Raw genomic sequence first — 17,155 nt, forward strand, 5'->3', positions numbered from 1 at the left:
CGCTACGCTCTCAAACCAATCCGTATACGTTTTAAATTTCAATTCATTGCGTTTTTACATAGACAACTATAGATGATTCATAGCACTTTGCGAACCAGAATGGGAAATACTCTTTAATAACAATACAGTAGTGCAAAAACTTGACTAATATCGACAACACCGAATAAATACTAGAACGAGACTCTCCAATCTTCGGCATTTTAACCATTTGGTTAAGCGGCGCCAAAATCATTCGGTTTTGTTCGCGCAAATTGCGCTAGTACGTAGGGCATCTACGCCCAAAATACTCAATAGCACCAGTTTGAGGGCATAAAAAAAGCCGACATAATGTCGGCTTTTTGCATATAAATATAAAGTAGATTAACGCTTCGAGAATTGAGGACGTTTACGTGCTTTATGTAAACCAACTTTCTTACGTTCAACTTTACGAGCATCACGCGTAACGAAACCAGCTTTACGTAGGTCACTACGTAATGTCTCGTCGAATTGCATCAATGCACGAGTAATACCGTGACGAATTGCACCCGCTTGACCAGAGATACCACCACCAGTTACAGTGATGTTGAAGTCAAACTTTTCCATCATTTCAACAAGCTCAAGTGGCTGACGAACAACCATGCGAGCTGTTTCACGACCGAAGTACTCAGAAATGTCACGCTTGTTAATTGTGATTGCACCGTTACCAGCTTTCATAAACACACGAGCAGTTGAGCTCTTGCGACGACCAGTACCGTAATATTGATTATCAGCCATTGCTTACAGCTCCAAAAGTTGTGGTTGTTGTGCAGCATGCTTGTGCTCAGGGCCAGCATACACTTTTAACTTGCGGTACATTTCACGACCTAAAGGACCTTTAGGTAACATACCTTTAACAGCGAATTCAATTGCACGCTCTGGCGCTTTGTCGATTAGCTTTTCAAAGCTAATTTGCTTAAGACCACCAGGGAATTCAGTGTGCGAGTAGTAAATTTTACCTTTCGCTTTGTTACCAGTTACTTTAACTTTCTCTGCGTTTACAACAACGATGTAATCGCCTGTATCACAGTGAGGAGTATATTCTGGCTTGTGCTTACCGCGTAAACGGCTTGCTATTTCAGTAGCGATACGACCAAGAGTTTTATTCTCAGCGTCCACTAGAAACCATTCGCGTTGTACGCTTTCTGGTTTAGCTACAAAAGTTTTCATCAAAAAAACCCAATTTTAAATTGTTACTTAATAAGGTTACTTGTCATGCAAATAACCGGTTAAAAGACTACGCTATTACCCCTTCGAGTATCGAGTCTAACGCCTAAAAGGCATGTGTAACGTAGGGAGCGCAGAATTATACAGAAGTTCATAAAGAAGATCACGATTATTTTTTAATCTTTTTAAACTTTTTATCTCGTCTTATTCTCTACTGTATGCGCCGGCTGATTTTCATCCTAAACAACATAAGTAAATACTTACCTACAGGCCTCACGGTAAGTGTTCGCTTGCTAAGTAATCATGTGATTGCATTTCTTGTAAACGACTCAAACAACGCTTAAATTCGAATGACAATCCACCATGCGTGTAGAGAGATTCCATTTCAACTTCTGCGGAAATGATCAATTTAACTTTTCGTTCATAAAATTCATCCACCAACGCAATGAATCGTCTGGCCGCATCATCGCAATCCACATTCATTTGCTTAACATTGGCCAGTAAGATCGTGTGGTAGAGTTTACTCAGTTCCATATAATCGCTTTGGCTTCTTGCTGATTCACAAAGAACTGAAAAATCAAAATGCGCTACGCCATCTGACTCCTGAATGGTATTCAAAGGACGGTTATTTATATCAATAACTTTCTCTTGCGTACCAGCTTCAACAGACAACTGTGCAAAGTAGCGATTAAGGTTATCCTCGGCTTGAATATCTAGTGGCGAATGATAAATTTCAGCTTGTTCGAGCGTCCGTAACCGGTAATCAACACCGCTATCAACATTAACTACTTCACAGTTTTCATTAATCAAGGCGATGGCAGGTAAAAATCGCGCTCGCTGCAAACCGTTTCGGTATAGTTCATCAGGGATAATGTTAGAGGTTGCCACTAGGGTAACTTTGTGGGCGAACAACTCTTCAAATAGTGTGCCCAGTATCATTGCATCTGTAATATCAGAAACAAAAAATTCATCAAAGCATATGATACAAGTTTCCTCTGAGAAGCGTTTAGCAATGATCTTAAGAGGATCTGACCGTCCTGCAAGCGTTTTGAGTTCCTCATGAACACGATGCATGAATCGATGAAAGTGCACACGCATCTTGTTCTCAAAAGGCAAACAATCATAGAAGGTATCGACTAGATATGTTTTGCCTCGACCAACGCCCCCCCAAAAATATAAACCTTTTACCGTAGGCGTTTCCACTTTAGCAACAACCCGCTTCCAACGATTAAACACTTTTTTAAATCCTGTTACGGGCAAAGGCTTACTCTGTAAGTCTTCATATAGCCGTTGCAAGTGACGAACTGCATTTTCTTGTGCACTATCGTGCTGAAAATCATCGCGCGTTAAGTCTTGTTTATACTTTTCAATAGGAGATAATTTAATCATTGATTAACCATATTGGTATTAAGTCAGTAAATAGCGCTTGAATTTTAGCATTTAACCAAAATATCCTGTAGGTAAGCGTAAGCAAGCGCGGTATTATTATACCAATTAGGTATAGACTATTATTTTCACTAATTTCTAGCGCAAATACAACGAAGGTACAGAGTATGAGTATTATTTTAGGCATCGGAATTTTTATTTTAGGTGGGATTGCTGGCTTTTTGGCAAATCGTTTTTATTCATCGCAACACGATGCAGAAAAACTGCGAGAGCAAGTCACACAAAGTGATGCAGCACTTGCACAATACAAGCTTGACGTTGCTGAACATTTGGACAATTCGACCCAGTTACTCGAACAAATGAATCAAACATGCCAAAAAGCAATGCAACAAATGGAAACGAGTACCAAGCTATTGCAACAAGCAACGCCTGATATAAACGATGCAATGCCTTTCTTTTCTAAAGAAACACAGGAGCAATTAGCTAAAACAGTGAATCTTCGTCACGATCGTAGCGAAAAGAAAACTAAAGAATCATTGTCTGAACCACCACTGGATTATTCAGCTGGTTCAAGCGGATTATTTGAAGGAAAGAAACATAGTGTTACAAATGCTGAGACAAGCGAATAGGAACTAATTGAATTCAGCTAAGTCTGTTATTGGGTATCAATACTTTAGTGAGGAGTTATATCAAGTATGAATAAAATTTCATTAGCATTAAGTACCGTTCTTTTATCAAGCACATTGGCATTCTCAAGTGCTCCAGCTTATGCAAATTTGCCGTATTCCGTAAATGGTCAGGCACTACCCAGCCTTGCACCTATGCTTGAAAAAGTCACACCTGCCGTTGTTCTCATCTCTGTAAAAGGGACGCACGAGGTACAAAATAGGCGAGTGCCTGAAGCATTTAGGTATTTTTTCGGCACGCCAAGATCAACGCCGGAACGCCCATTTCAAGGGTTAGGTTCTGGTGTCATCATTGATGCAGACAAAGGATACATTGTCACCAATCATCATGTGGTTAACGAAGCTGATGAAATTATGATCTCATTACAAGATGGTCGCCAAATAGAAGCCAAAAAAATTGGGGCAGACGAAAGTAGTGATATTGCACTTTTAAAAATAGATGCTGAAGACTTAACTGAAATTAGAATAGCTGATTCAGACGCCCTGCGCGTTGGTGATTTTACGGTTGCAATAGGCAACCCATTTGGTCTTGGACAAACCGTCACCTCTGGTATTGTCAGTGCGTTAGGGCGCAGCGGATTAAACAATGCAAATTATGAAGATTTTATCCAAACAGATGCAGCAATCAACAGCGGTAACTCTGGAGGAGCATTGGTTAATCTTCGCGGCGAACTTGTCGGCATCAACACTGCAATCATAGGACCAAACGGTGGTAACGTTGGTATAGGCTTTGCCATCCCGAGTAATATGATGAGTAATTTGGTTAAGCAAATCATCGAGTATGGTGAAGTGAGACGTGGTGCTCTAGGCATTAGAGGTTACACGCTTACACGTGAACTTGCCAAAGCGATGGAATTAGATACCCAGCAAGGCGGCTTTATTGAAAGCGTAGAACCAGGTTCAGCAGCGGAAGATGCAGGCATTGAAGCGGGCGACGTTATCATTAAAGTTAATGACATTCGCATTAAATCATTTGAAGAAGTGCGCGGAAAAATCGGTTCAATTGGTGCAGGTAACAAAGTATCAGTCACTGTCATCAAGTCTAACGGTGACGAAAAACGCTATACCGCAACACTGAAAAAAGTCGAAGCGGCAGGCGTAGAACCCGCGAGTATTCATCGCATGCTTGAAGGCGCATCGTTAGAAAACAAAGACGGCAAAGGCGTATTAGTTACCGCTATAGAGGAAGACTCACCAGCGGATATCGTTGGGTTGCGTAAAGATGACTATATTGTTGGCGTTAACCGTAAACGTATCGCCAATATTGCTGACTTACGCGATTACTTAACTGAAAATAAAGGCGTGTCGTTACTTAATATTGTACGAGGTAACACAAACTTGTTTATTCGTATTCGATAAGCAAATAGACCCCCATCAATATTTAAAAAGGCTCGCGAGAGCCTTTTTTATTTTCACCAGTTCCATGCATAAGAAAATATCAAACATTATGATTTTTGCCAATTTGTGATAGGCTTATCAAAAACTCGACACATCAATAAAGCATTATATTTTGAATATTAAATCGGTTATCAATTACATTGCCAGCGCGATTGGCTACGGTATCGTGCTTGCTGCAGTATTGCTTTTGTTATTTCCCAATTTACGCAATGCATCAACACCTTTTTGGACGGCTTTTAACCCTATTGTTGTACAGGAACAAGCCCTTTCCTATGCAAACGCTGTTCAGCGCGCGAGTCCATCTGTTGCCATTATTTATTCAGAACAAATACAAAATGGTATTTCATACGGTCGCAGTCAGCGGGTAATCAACGAACTTGGTTCAGGCGTGATAATGGATGCTAATGGTTACTTGTTAACCAATTACCATGTGGTGCAAAACGCTGACATGATCCGCGTAGTCTTACAAACGGGTGAAGAATATCCAGCACAAATTATTGGCTACGATATATATACTGATTTAGCCGTATTGAAAGTAGATGCCGTAAACCTTCCCACTATTCCACAAGCACCAGAACTCGTATCGCGCGTAGGTGATGTTGTTTTAGCGATTGGCAACCCGCTTAATTTAGGACAAACAGTAACACAAGGTATTGTTAGTGCTACAGGTCGCAATGGTTTGAGTAGTACCAGTTATCAAGAATTTCTACAAATGGATGCCGCAATTAATGAAGGTAATTCTGGTGGTGCGCTGATAAACACGCGTGGTGAGCTAGTCGGTATCAATTCACGAAAATTTACCCAATCCAATCCACAAATCAATATTCAAGGCATTTTCTTTGCTATCCCTTATGAGCTTGCTTACAAAGTAATGAAGCAAATCATCGAAAATGGGCGTGTTGTCCGTGGTTGGTTAGGTATCACGTCAAATGAATATCGATATGACATTAAAGGATTCGTCATTAGAGCAATCGCCAAGGGGGGGCCAGCAGATATTTCAGGCTTGCGCCTCAACGATATTGTTTATCAAATAGCAGATAAACCTATTAATGGTATCAATGAAGCGTTAGATATTGTCGCTGAAACACAGCCAGGTACAGTATTAAACTTTAAGATATATCGCGATGGCGCCCCGATGGACATTGACGTTACAATCGGTGAGTTACGCAATATTAGATAGGCGTATGGAAAAGGAAATATGCTAGTTCAACATTGCGAACTAGCATATTCTATTAACGGATCACTGTTGAGCAACAATGCGCGTTATATTAGCACCTAACGCTTGAAGCTTATCTTCAATATGTTGGTAGCCACGATCGATATGATAAATACGATCTACTTGTGTTTCGGTTTCAGCCACTAAACCTGCAATAACCAAGCTTGCTGAAGCACGCAAATCGGTCGCCATCACCTGTGCACCAGTAAGACGATCCACGCCTGTTGAAATCGCGGTATTACCTTCTAAGCTAATTTTAGCTCCCATGCGCTGTAGTTCAGGTACATGCATGAATCGGTTTTCAAAGATCGTTTCTGTAGTAGTCGCAGTCCCTTGGGCAATACAGTTTAATGCCACAAATTGTGCCTGCATATCTGTTGGAAACGCCGGGTGCGGAGCGGTTTTAATGTTAACGGCTTTTGGTCTACCTGTCATAGACAGCTCAATCCAATCTTCACCAACATCAATAGTTGCACCAGCTTCTTTGAGTTTGCTTAGCACAGCATCAAGTGCGCTAGGATCTGTATTAATACACTTCACATGACCTTGTGTTACAGCAGCAGCAACTAAAAAGGTACCCGTCTCAATTCTGTCTGGCATCACACGATAATGCTTACCATTTAAATTTTCGACACCTTCAATAGTTAACATATCAGTACCAGCACCACTAATTTTTGCCCCCATGGCATTCAAACAATTAGCAAGATCAATAATCTCTGGTTCGCGTGCTGCATTCTCGATGATGGTTGTACCGTCAGCGATTGCAGCAGCCATCATAAGATTTTCGGTACCAGTAACACTAACCGTGTCCATAAAAATAGTAGCCCCTTTAAGGCGACCATTATTTTTTGCCACGATATAGCCATTTTCTACTTCTATATCGGCACCCATTGCCTTCAAGCCTTGAATATGCAAGTTAACTGGGCGAGCACCAATTGCACATCCACCAGGCAATGACACTTCTGCGTGCCCAAACCGGGCAAGCAACGGTCCAAGTACGAGTATTGAAGCGCGCATCGTTTTGACAAGTTCATAAGAAGCTTTATGCTGAGTCACTGAGCTAGCATCTATGCATAACTCATTTTCAGATGTCCACTCTACGTTAGCACCTAACTGACCTAACAGTTTTACCGTCGTGTCAATATCGTTTAATCGCGGTACATTACTAATAGTAATTGGCTCATTTGACAATAAAGTTGCCATAAGAATCGGTAACGCAGAATTCTTTGCGCCTGAAATTTTTACTTCACCAGATAGCTTGTTGCCACCTGTTATTTTAAATGCATCCAAAAGAGTCTTCTTCTTTGCTCGTTATAACGGTAAATTGAACATTTTCTCACGCTGCCAATCAGACGTGGTAAATGTTTTGATTGAAACGGCATGAATAGCGCCATCAGCGATAGCTTGCTTTAAGGGAGCAAATACTGTCTGTTGCTTTTTCACTCGGCTCATCTCACCAAAAAAATCTGCTACAGCTATAATTGCACATTGAGAGCCATCGAATTTTACGTGTAGTTCGTTTAATTCGAGCGCATCATTGATAATTTTTTCTATTTCTGAAACTTCCACATATATCTCCGAATAAAAAGCGTAGCGGAGATTATATGTGTTATTGGCGCTGCAAGAAAGATTCAACGCCAGTTAATTTTGCCAACTTTAATAAGTCATGGCTTACAGGCGAGAAGCTGAGCTCATTGCCAGTCCGTTTTGCACACTCAACTAAAGATAAAAGCCAAGCTAAACCGGCGGTGTCGACACGGGGGACGTGTGACAGATCAACAGCCGTCAAAGCGGTAGACTGAAACTTATTTCCCGCTTTTTCAAACCCACGCGTAATAGTATGGCGAGTTAACTCACCCTCTATCGCTAGTACATTGCCATTAAGTTGAAGTTTTGTTGCACTCACAATATCTACTAATCCTTAAAAACGATGTCTTTTGCGGCTTGTTCTCTGAGCATTTTTGTAACGTGAGCCAAACCTTTTTGACGAATTAAGCTACTCAGCTCGGCTTGTTTGCTGTCAAGTAAACTAATCCCTTCAGCAACCATGTCATAGGCTTTCCACTCTTTTGTCTTTTTGTCTTTTCGCACGCGAAATGAGATATCAATCGGTGCTCGGCCTGGCTCTATTACAGTTGTGTTTACCGCAACAACTTTATCGTTACTAAAGTCTTTCGCAGGAGCAAAATTTACTTGCTGATTCTTGTATAAGGTAAAAACTTGCGCATAAGACGTTATTAAATAGTCTCTAAAAACTGGGACAAACTCTGCACGCTCTTGTTTATTCGTTTTTTTGAAATTATTACCAATCACTTTGAACGCTGCATATTTGTAGTTGACGTAAGGCATCAACTCTTCACGCACGATATTCTTGAGCAGATTCGGATTTTTTCGAATCATTTCTTGCTCGGCAGCAAACCGCTTGAAGGTAATATCAGCCACAGTTTCGATCATCTTATACGGATCATTTTTGTCAACACGGGCTGAAGGCCCTGCTTCTGCTACGAATGGTGCAGCAGAAACTGTAGGTAATGCCATTGTTAAACTTGTTAACGACAAGGCAACCAATAAGGATTTAGTTATCTTTTTCATATTCATTCCCAATGGCAAATTAATCACCGCTTCCCTGACTAAATAAAAACTGTCCAATTAACTCTTCCAGCACCAACGCAGGCTTTGTGTCTTCGATATAATCGCCTGGCCCTAGTGTATCAACTGACTCATCTATAAACCCAGGCAACAAACCCAAATACTGTTCACCTAGCAAACCTGCAGTTAAAATAGATACAGACGTCGCTTCCGAAAAGTTATTGTACTGCGCGTAAATATCCAATGTAACAACTGGCGTATAATCTTCTGGGTCTAGCGCTATCTTACTTACTCTGCCAACCACAACACCACCAACTTTTATCGGCGACCTAACTTTCAAGCTACCAATATTGTCAAACTTAGCATACAGCTGGTAAGTTTCTCCATTACCCGAAATTCCGCTATCTGCAACTTTTAATGCCAGCATAAGTAGTGCTGCAATACCTATCGCAGCAAAAAATCCGACAAATAACTCTACCTTTTTAGACACCATGTCTTTCACCTACCCCAAAAAATACCGCATTTATTTAGCAAACATTAATGCAGTCAAAATAAAATCTAAACCTAAAACCAATAGCGATGACTGTACCACCGTTGCTGTCGTAGCACGGCTAATTCCCTCAGATGTTGGCTCACAGTCATAACCTTTATATACCGCGATCCAAGTGACGACAAATGCAAACACTAAGCTTTTAATGATGCCATTTAAAATGTCACCTTCAAATGATACTTGTGCTTGCATTACCGACCAGAAAGTACCGCTATCAACACCTAGCCAATCCACACCAACTAAGTGAGCACCTAGAATTCCAACCGCTGAGAACACCGCTGCTAATAAAGGTAAACTAATAAACCCTGCCCAAAACCTTGGCGCTATGACCCTGCGAAGCGGATCAACGGCCATCATTTCAAGACTCGATAATTGTTCGGTCGCCTTCATAAGGCCTATTTCAGCTGTTAATGCTGAGCCTGCCCTACCAGCAAACAAGAGTGCTGAAACTACAGGCCCTAGTTCACGTAATAATGAAAGCGCGACCATAGGCCCTAAACTCGCTTCAGCACCATAGCCAACCAGTATGGTATACCCTTGCAGCGCTAGTACCATGCCGATGAATGTGCCGGATACCACAATGATCACCAACGACAGTACACCAACAGAGTAAAGCTGATTGACCAGCAGCGGGTACCCTTTGCGAAAATTTGGCACACGCAACAATGCTGACATTAACATTAACAGCGCGCGGCCTAAGCCGGACACTTGTCCGATAATGTTACGTCCTAAACTTTGAATAGCTCCAACCATTTAATTACCCGATTAATTCCTGCATATACGGTGCAGCTTTAAAATGAAAAGGTACTGGCCCATCAGATTCACCCTTTACAAATTGTTGAACTAAAGGTGATGTTTGCTGCCTGATTTCGTCAGGTGTTCCGTGGCCAATAATTTTTTGCTCAGCAATAATGTAGATGTAATCTGCAATACTCATTACTTCAGGCACATCATGCGAAACCACAACAGAAGTCAAGCCAAGTGCATCACTTAACTCTCTGATTAATTTAACGATAACTCCCATTGATATCGGATCTTGACCGGCAAAGGGTTCATCATACATGATAAGCTCTGGGTCGAGAGCAATCGCTCTAGCCAATGCAGCTCTACGCGCCATCCCACCAGATAACTCACTTGGTTTTAAATGGCGCGCACCTCGTAAGCCAACAGCTTCGAGTTTCATCAACACCATCTTTTCAATTAAAGCTTCTGATAACTGCGTGTGCTCTCTAATAGGAAACGCGATATTGTCGTAGACAGACATATCGGTAAATAATGCACCACTTTGAAATAGCATGCTCATACGTTGACGTGCTTGATACAACTCGTTGCGACTCAGTGAAGGTATATTTTGGCCATCAAACAGTATTTGCCCAGACTCGGGGCGAATTTGCCCTCCTATCAGTCTTAGCAATGTTGTTTTACCGATACCACTTGGCCCCATGATGGCAGTAACCTTGCCTTTCGGAATGGTTAGGCTGATATTGTCGTATATAACGCGTTCTTCGCGTTTAAACGTCATGTTTTGAATATCGACTATTGTATCCGACATAGATCCTTCATCAAGCGTCATGTTAACTTTATGCATTAAAGGCGGAATTCTACCTTAGCCACGCAAATTCTTCATTAGAAAATACCGAATAAATTGTTAGAAAATTAGTAAGAAAACGTATCAATGCGTAAGAAAGTGTAAGCCCCCCTTGAAAGATTAGCTCCTCGCCTCGATTATTTATAAGGCATTACGCCACAACTAAGCTAATTTTCAGACAAAGTAGAGTGAATTAAATATGGCTAGGGTTGTCGATTTACAAGGAGTCAGTACAAGTTAATGCGCTTTTATCCAAAAATAATGGCGAAAAACTAATAGAAACCTGCATTATTCATGTTTTTTTCATAACAAACACGAATAACTCTTTTTTTTTATGTCACAACCAGCGACAATTCGCGGTTCAATTGGGAGTTTTTGATGCTTGTACAGATTTTAATTTTACTTATTTCCTTGGTGACACTTGTTTGGAGTGCCGACAAGTTCGTTTTCGGTGCCTCTTCTATTGCGAGAAATTTCGGTATTTCCCCCATGATCATTGGTTTAACTATTGTTGCCATGGGGTCTTCTGCGCCAGAAATGATGATTGCAGCGACAGCTTCCTTTCAAGGTAATGTCGACACCGCTGTTGGTAACGCCATAGGTTCCAATATTACTAATATTGCACTCGTACTTGGTATTACTGCGCTCTTTCAACCTTTGCTTGTATCATCTGCCACGGTAAAACGCGAGTTACCCTTAGTATTAGGAATCACAGGATTAGCCTACTGGATGCTTTTTGACCAATACTTCAGCCATACTGAAGGTTGGATACTAATGATTGGTTTTTTTACTTACATAGCAACCTTATTGTTGATTACATTAAATGGGGCAAAAAACCATGCTTTAGACGATGCGATGATTATCGAAGCAGAGCAAGAGGTTCCTGAGGCCGTTAGCACTGGCTGGTCACTCTTTTGGTTGGCAACGGGAATGGTTTTACTGCCATTGAGCGCCACTTACTTAGTTGATTCATCCGTATTTATTGCGCGGGCATTTGGCATTAGTGATCTAGTAATAGGTCTGACAGTTATTGCCATAGGCACCAGCTTACCTGAGTTGGCTGCCAGTATTATGAGTATCATCAAAAAAGAAGACGATCTCGCACTTGGCAATATCATTGGTTCCAATATCTTTAATATTTTGGCGGTACTTTCATTACCCGGCATTATTGCGCCAGGTAATATTGACAGCAACGCCGCTTTGCGAGACGCACCGTATATGCTCGGCGTCACCTTTTTACTATTCCTAGCTTGCTTTAGTCGTAAGTCAGGAAACTTCCGTATTACGCGCCTAAAAGGCGGCATATTAGTAATGGTATTTATTGCCTATCAACTGCTGTTATTCAGCCAGCTAAAAGGTTAATCGTTCATGAAAGATTTTATCTCCCAAGGCCTTAAAGTTATCGATATTGAACAACAAGCTGTTGCAGACTTGCGTACCTTTATTGATGATGATTTCAACTATGCCTGCGAATTAATGTTTAGTTGCTCTGGGCGAGTCATCGTTATTGGCATGGGGAAATCTGGACATATTGGTGGAAAAATAGCAGCGACTCTCGCCAGTACTGGCACACCATCATTCTTCGTTCATCCCGGTGAAGCGAGTCACGGTGACTTAGGTATGATCACCAGTGATGATGTCGTGTTAGCGATATCCAATTCTGGTGAAACCGGTGAAGTTGTACAGATTATGCCGGTGATAAAACGCATCGGAGCAAAGCTAATTGCGCTTACTGGCAATAATAAGTCAACGTTGGCCAAACTTTCTGACGTACATGTCAATGTCGGTGTTTCCCAAGAAGCTTGTCCTTTGGGTCTCGCACCAACATCTAGTACGACGGCTACCTTAGTTATGGGTGATGCCATGGCAGTCGCTTTACTCAACGCGCGCGATTTTACCGCTGAAGACTTTGCTCTTTCACACCCTGGTGGTAGCTTAGGAAAACGCCTTTTGCTTAGACTTGCCGACATTATGCATGTTGGAGAACGTTTACCCATTGTGACCAAGAATGTACTCATAAAAGACGCATTGGTAGAAATGTCACTTAAAGGTTTGGGGATGACAGCAGTAGTCGACGATAATCAAAAACTTATTGGCCTGTTTACGGACGGCGATTTAAGGCGTATTCTTGATGAAAGAATAGATATACATAAAGATGAGATTGCATCTGTTATGACTCGCCAACCAACTGTTGCCAAAGCAGAAATGCTCGCAGCCCAAGCACTTAAAGTGATGGAAGACAAAAAGATCAATGGTCTTATTATTGTCGATGATGCCAATCATCCCATTGGTGCTATGAACATGCATGATTTACTTAGTGCAGGGGTGCTGTGATGCAAACACTTTACGGTGCAGTCGCCGACCAATTCATCGAAAAAGCAAAAGCTATAAAATTGTTTGTTTGTGATATCGACGGCGTATTCTCTGATGGCCGTATTTATTTGGGAAATGATGGCGAAGAGCTGAAGGCATTCCACACCAAAGATGGATTTGGCGTTAAAGCACTTGGTGCCAGTGGCGTTGATGTTGCAGTTATCACTGGACGACAATCGAATATCGTGCAAACACGTATGTCAGCTCTGAATGTTAAGCATATTATTCAAGGCAAAGAAGACAAATTGCCTTGCTTAGTCGAACTGATTCAATCGCTAAACATTTCCCCAGAACAAGTCGCCTACATAGGCGATGACATGCCAGATTTTGAATGTATGAACTTTGTTGGCTTAAGCATCGCGGTTAATGATGCCCACCCGACTATTAAAGCGATGGCCGACTATACAACAACTATTCGCGGTGGCTTTGGTGCAGTAAGAGAAGTTTGTGATTTAATGATGCTGGCTCAAGGAACACTTGCGCATGCAAAGGGTGCAAGTATATGAATCGACTCTATGGCGCAGCATTCTCTTTCTTTGTGTTTGCCATATTGATATATGCCGTTGTTGAATGGCATCAATCTAAACAACCAACATTGACCGATCTAGACAATGATATCGCACCTGATTTTATCGCGGAAACGCTGAGCAGCGATATATATAACAAAGAAGGTAAACTTGCGTACAATATTGACGCCAAACGTATGGAGCATTTTGCAGATTACGAAGTTACCCACTTTGATCAGCCCAAATACACGCTATATCCAAAAGGTGGCGAAGCACCTTGGAAAGTCAGTGCCATTGATGGCACCCTTTATAGTAATAACCTCGTGAAACTTGAGAACCGCGTAACACTTATGTCTACTGACGCCAGTAGTTTGGTGCGAGAAATTCACGGTAGCTACTTGGAGCTGAATTTACGTACGAATGTACTAAGTTCAGAACAAGCAATTATGATTATCGGCAACGGATTTACCATATACGGCTCAGGACTCGTTGTTGACTTAAACACTACACAAATGACATTGAATGAACATGTACAAACGATTTACAAGAAATCTAACTCTTAGTTTGGCGCTTAGCCTTACCGTCGCGACTTCACCTACCGCAATATCTGCTGAAGTAAGTGACTTTGATCAAGAAGTTATCATAAAATCTGAAAGCCAAGACGGTGATTTAAAGAAGAAAATATTTAGCTACATAGAAAACGTGGTTATTACACAAGGCTCTCTTGTGATCAATGCCGATTTGGTACAGGTTATTACCTCGACTGACGCTAAGGAAAAAATTTATATTGCTAAAGGTAGTCCTGCAAAATTTAGCCGAACACTTGCCGATGGAACCCCCATCAATTTACAAGCAAATGAAATCAAATATGATCCGGCTAATAGCCTAATCATCATTTCTGGCGATGCGTACCTTGAGCAAGACGGTACACAAATGACGGGTGATACCATCACCTACAATTTCAGAACTGAACAGGTCAACGCATCGAGTGACGATGATGCACAGGTTGAGACTGTTTTACAGCCGCAGCATCTAGAAAAGAAGAAAAAATAGATGAGTGAATCAGTACTAGTTGCGAATGCACTCGCAAAAGCGTACAAAGGGCGACGTGTAGTAAAAAATGTTTCATTGTCTGTTAACGCAGGTGAAATTGTTGGTCTACTAGGCCCTAATGGTGCAGGTAAAACTACATCGTTTTATATGATTGTAGGTCTGGTACCAAATGATAGCGGAAGTATTACGCTAAATAATGAAGACATTACACTGCTTCCAATGCATGAAAGAGCGCGACAAGGCATTGGCTATTTGCCTCAAGAAGCGTCGATATTCAGAAAGCTGAGTGTATACGACAATATTATGTCGATATTGCAAACACGTAAATCGCTCACAGAAGTAGAACGTGAAGAAAAGCTTGAGCAACTGCTTGAAGAGTTTCATATTTCACACATAAAGGATAATCTTGGGATGAGCCTTTCTGGTGGTGAAAGGCGTCGTGTTGAAATTGCACGCGCACTTGCCGCTGATCCTAAATTTATTCTATTAGATGAACCATTTGCTGGTGTAGACCCTATTTCCGTAGGAGATATAAAGAAAATTATTCTACACTTAAAAATGCGCGGTATAGGTATTCTCATTACGGACCACAATGTAAGAGAGACGCTCGATGTATGTGAACGTGCTTACATTGTGAGTCATGGTGAGTTAATTGCTGAGGGTGACGCAGATCAAATTCTTGCGAATCAACACGTAAGAGATGTGTACCTCGGTGAACAATTCACGTTATAGTTAAGGTAATCCAGCTAATTATGTTTAATAACAATAACAGGAAAGTAAGTTTTTAGATGCGCCCTACTCTGCAACTTCGAATAGGTCAACAACTCACCATGACCCCACAATTGCAACAGGCAATCAAACTGTTGCAATTGTCGACATTGGATTTACAACAAGAAATCCAAGAAGCGCTAGAAAGCAATCCATTGCTGGAAGTAGATGAATCAGCTCCAACTAACCAAGAAGATAAACCTGACAACCTCGAAGAAGCGTTTTCAGCACAATCAAATGACTCATCCGATAATGCTAGTTCCGATGGTTCTGAAGACGCCATGCCTTCGGCTGATGAAATCACCACGACCGAAGCAATGGATAAAAATGATATCCCTGAAGAGTTGAATATTGATACGACGTGGGATGAAAGCTTTAGCGCAGGTGTATCGAGTGGCGGCGTTGGCCCTTCAGATGATTACACTTATCAAGGTGAGACCACAGAATCTATTCAAGATCACTTACGTTGGCAAATGGATTTAACGCCATTTACTGAAACAGATCGCGCAATCGCCACAGCGATTATCGATGCAATCGACGACGCTGGTTATTTAACCGTTACCGCCGAAGATATTCTAGAGAGCTTAGGTGTCGAAGACGTAGAAGTTGATGAAGTAGAAGCAGTAATCAAGCGTATAAACATGTTTGACCCCGTTGGCGTTGGCGCTCGCTCTATCTCTGAGTGTTTATTAATTCAACTTAATCAATTCGACCCTGCCACGCCATGGTTAAAAGAAAGTAAAGTGGTATTGTCTGAGCACATCGACTTACTGGGTAATCGTGACTATCGTCAATTAATGCGTAAAACACGCTTAAAAGAAGACCAACTACGTGAAGTTATTCGATTAATCCAGTCTTTGGATCCTCGCCCTGGTGATAGCGTAATTAAAGGTGACGATCAATACATCGTACCGGATGTATCTGTTGAGAAAAAGAATGGTCGCTGGGTCGTAGAATTAAACCCTGATACTGCGCCTCGATTAACAGTTAACCAACAGTATGCTTCTATGGCTCGTTCAATGAAATCGACCACGGACAGCCAATTCATTCGCTCTAATCTCCAAGAAGCTAAATGGTTCATTAAAAGTTTAGAAAGCCGAAACGAAACCTTATTAAAAGTGTCTAATTGTATCGTGCAACGCCAACAAGGCTTTTTTGAACATGGCCCTGAAGCGATGCGTCCGATGGTTTTAAATGATATTGCTGAAGCTGTAGATATGCACGAATCAACAATATCTCGTGTTACCACACAAAAATACATGCATACTCCGAGAGGCATATTTGAGTTGAAGTTTTTCTTCTCGAGTCATGTAAGCACGGAAAATGGCGGTGAATGTTCATCGACAGCTATCCGCGCATTAATCAAAAAACTTGTTGCAGCCGAACTACCCGCTAAGCCACTAAGCGACAGCAAAATGGCAGAGCTACTCGCTGAACAAGGAATAAATGTTGCGAGAAGAACGATAGCTAAGTACCGCGAGTCCTTGTCTATTCCACCTTCAAACCAACGAAAAAGTTTACTTTAACTCACCCAACGATAAGGAATACGCATATGCAGATTAATCTTTCAGGTCATCATGTTGAAATCACCGATTCACTTCGCCAATGCGTTAATGAGAAATTTGCCAAGCTAGAACGACATTTTGAGCATATCAATAACGTGTATGTCGTATTAACAGTTGAAAAATTAAGTCAAATCGCCGAAGCAACTTTACATTTGAATGGTACTGAAATTCACGGTAAAGCCGAAAATGGCGATATGTATGCATCAATTGATTCTCTTATCGATAAACTTGATCGCCAAGTACTTAAGTACAAAGGCAAATTAAACCAATACTAAAGAAGTAATAATCCTTCACA

The 17,155-nt window shown here is 41.4% G+C and carries 21 protein-coding genes; 11 read left to right on the top strand and 10 right to left on the bottom strand.

All coding sequences use genetic code 11. The annotated features are described in order from the left end of the window. Window positions 1-360 precede the first annotated feature (360 nt). From rpsI to zapE, 3 genes are all read right to left on the bottom strand, one after another. The gene (gene rpsI / locus ACSLUK_RS16120; RefSeq protein WP_448549709.1) at window positions 361-753 is read right to left on the bottom strand and encodes a 30S ribosomal protein S9; all 393 of its coding nucleotides are present in this window, start codon (window positions 751-753) and stop codon (window positions 361-363) included. A 3-nt stretch (window positions 754-756) separates the two neighbouring features. After that, on the bottom strand, window positions 757-1,185 hold the full coding sequence (gene rplM / locus ACSLUK_RS16125; RefSeq protein WP_448549710.1) for a 50S ribosomal protein L13: 429 nt from the start codon (window positions 1,183-1,185) through the stop codon (window positions 757-759). 270 nt (window positions 1,186-1,455) lie between these two features. Then, the gene (zapE, locus tag ACSLUK_RS16130) at window positions 1,456-2,571 is read right to left on the bottom strand and encodes a cell division protein ZapE (RefSeq protein ID WP_448549711.1); all 1,116 of its coding nucleotides are present in this window, start codon (window positions 2,569-2,571) and stop codon (window positions 1,456-1,458) included. A 164-nt stretch (window positions 2,572-2,735) separates the two neighbouring features. Here zapE and ACSLUK_RS16135 point away from each other — a divergent pair, with 164 nt between their 5' ends. The 3 genes from ACSLUK_RS16135 to ACSLUK_RS16145 all read left to right on the top strand — a co-directional run bounded on the left by ACSLUK_RS16135 (window position 2,736) and on the right by ACSLUK_RS16145 (window position 5,832). Further along, the gene (locus ACSLUK_RS16135) at window positions 2,736-3,197 is read left to right on the top strand and encodes a Z-ring associated ZapG family protein (protein WP_448549712.1); all 462 of its coding nucleotides are present in this window, start codon (window positions 2,736-2,738) and stop codon (window positions 3,195-3,197) included. 66 nt (window positions 3,198-3,263) lie between these two features. Then, window positions 3,264-4,613: a Do family serine endopeptidase gene (locus ACSLUK_RS16140; protein ID WP_448549713.1), complete on the top strand. Its 1,350-nt coding sequence runs from the start codon at window positions 3,264-3,266 to the stop codon at window positions 4,611-4,613. A gap of 151 nt (window positions 4,614-4,764) precedes the next feature. Continuing rightward, window positions 4,765-5,832, top strand: a complete 1,068-nt coding sequence (locus ACSLUK_RS16145; protein ID WP_448549714.1) for a trypsin-like peptidase domain-containing protein — start codon at window positions 4,765-4,767, stop codon at window positions 5,830-5,832. 60 nt (window positions 5,833-5,892) lie between these two features. Here the strand turns inward: ACSLUK_RS16145 and murA are convergent, their stop codons facing one another. The 7 genes from murA to mlaF are packed head-to-tail and all read right to left on the bottom strand — an operon-like array spanning window position 5,893 to window position 10,559. Next, entirely contained in the window at window positions 5,893-7,158 is a 1,266-nt protein-coding gene (gene murA, locus ACSLUK_RS16150) for a UDP-N-acetylglucosamine 1-carboxyvinyltransferase (protein ID WP_448549715.1), read from the bottom strand. A gap of 21 nt (window positions 7,159-7,179) precedes the next feature. Further along, window positions 7,180-7,437, bottom strand: a complete 258-nt coding sequence (locus tag ACSLUK_RS16155) for a BolA family protein (RefSeq protein WP_448549716.1) — start codon at window positions 7,435-7,437, stop codon at window positions 7,180-7,182. A 40-nt stretch (window positions 7,438-7,477) separates the two neighbouring features. Continuing rightward, on the bottom strand, window positions 7,478-7,774 hold the full coding sequence (locus ACSLUK_RS16160) for an STAS domain-containing protein (RefSeq protein ID WP_448549717.1): 297 nt from the start codon (window positions 7,772-7,774) through the stop codon (window positions 7,478-7,480). A gap of 8 nt (window positions 7,775-7,782) precedes the next feature. Further along, complete coding sequence (locus tag ACSLUK_RS16165) at window positions 7,783-8,460, bottom strand: MlaC/ttg2D family ABC transporter substrate-binding protein (protein ID WP_448549718.1); 678 nt, start codon at window positions 8,458-8,460, stop codon at window positions 7,783-7,785. 19 nt (window positions 8,461-8,479) lie between these two features. Beyond that, window positions 8,480-8,950, bottom strand: a complete 471-nt coding sequence (gene mlaD / locus ACSLUK_RS16170; RefSeq protein WP_448549719.1) for an outer membrane lipid asymmetry maintenance protein MlaD — start codon at window positions 8,948-8,950, stop codon at window positions 8,480-8,482. Between the two features lie 30 nt (window positions 8,951-8,980). Beyond that, entirely contained in the window at window positions 8,981-9,760 is a 780-nt protein-coding gene (mlaE, locus tag ACSLUK_RS16175; RefSeq protein ID WP_448549720.1) for a lipid asymmetry maintenance ABC transporter permease subunit MlaE, read from the bottom strand. A 4-nt stretch (window positions 9,761-9,764) separates the two neighbouring features. Beyond that, window positions 9,765-10,559, bottom strand: coding sequence for a phospholipid ABC transporter ATP-binding protein MlaF (gene mlaF / locus ACSLUK_RS16180; RefSeq protein ID WP_448549772.1), 795 nt, complete (start codon window positions 10,557-10,559; stop codon window positions 9,765-9,767). Window positions 10,560-10,973: 414 nt separating this feature from the next. Here mlaF and ACSLUK_RS16185 point away from each other — a divergent pair, with 414 nt between their 5' ends. The 8 genes from ACSLUK_RS16185 to hpf are packed head-to-tail and all read left to right on the top strand — an operon-like array spanning window position 10,974 to window position 17,135. Then, window positions 10,974-11,957 carry a calcium/sodium antiporter gene (locus tag ACSLUK_RS16185; RefSeq protein WP_448549721.1) on the top strand — a complete coding sequence of 328 codons (984 nt, stop codon included), beginning with the start codon at window positions 10,974-10,976 and terminating at the stop codon, window positions 11,955-11,957. Window positions 11,958-11,963: 6 nt separating this feature from the next. After that, window positions 11,964-12,929: a KpsF/GutQ family sugar-phosphate isomerase gene (locus ACSLUK_RS16190; RefSeq protein WP_448549722.1), complete on the top strand. Its 966-nt coding sequence runs from the start codon at window positions 11,964-11,966 to the stop codon at window positions 12,927-12,929. Further along, window positions 12,929-13,474 carry a 3-deoxy-manno-octulosonate-8-phosphatase KdsC gene (gene kdsC, locus ACSLUK_RS16195; RefSeq protein ID WP_448549773.1) on the top strand — a complete coding sequence of 182 codons (546 nt, stop codon included), beginning with the start codon at window positions 12,929-12,931 and terminating at the stop codon, window positions 13,472-13,474. The genes ACSLUK_RS16190 and kdsC overlap by 1 nt, the downstream gene beginning before the upstream one ends. Continuing rightward, window positions 13,471-14,037, top strand: a complete 567-nt coding sequence (gene lptC, locus ACSLUK_RS16200) for an LPS export ABC transporter periplasmic protein LptC (RefSeq protein ID WP_448549723.1) — start codon at window positions 13,471-13,473, stop codon at window positions 14,035-14,037. The genes kdsC and lptC overlap by 4 nt, the downstream gene beginning before the upstream one ends. Before the next feature lies 1 nt (window position 14,038). After that, window positions 14,039-14,527, top strand: coding sequence for a lipopolysaccharide transport periplasmic protein LptA (gene lptA / locus ACSLUK_RS16205; RefSeq protein WP_448549725.1), 489 nt, complete (start codon window positions 14,039-14,041; stop codon window positions 14,525-14,527). Beyond that, window positions 14,528-15,259: an LPS export ABC transporter ATP-binding protein gene (gene lptB, locus ACSLUK_RS16210; RefSeq protein ID WP_448549726.1), complete on the top strand. Its 732-nt coding sequence runs from the start codon at window positions 14,528-14,530 to the stop codon at window positions 15,257-15,259. 56 nt (window positions 15,260-15,315) lie between these two features. Beyond that, on the top strand, window positions 15,316-16,821 hold the full coding sequence (locus tag ACSLUK_RS16215) for an RNA polymerase factor sigma-54 (RefSeq protein ID WP_448549727.1): 1,506 nt from the start codon (window positions 15,316-15,318) through the stop codon (window positions 16,819-16,821). Window positions 16,822-16,847: 26 nt separating this feature from the next. After that, entirely contained in the window at window positions 16,848-17,135 is a 288-nt protein-coding gene (gene hpf / locus ACSLUK_RS16220) for a ribosome hibernation promoting factor (RefSeq protein WP_448549728.1), read from the top strand. Window positions 17,136-17,155: the final 20 nt, after the last annotated feature.

It is taken from the genome of Thalassotalea fusca (assembly GCF_053485835.1).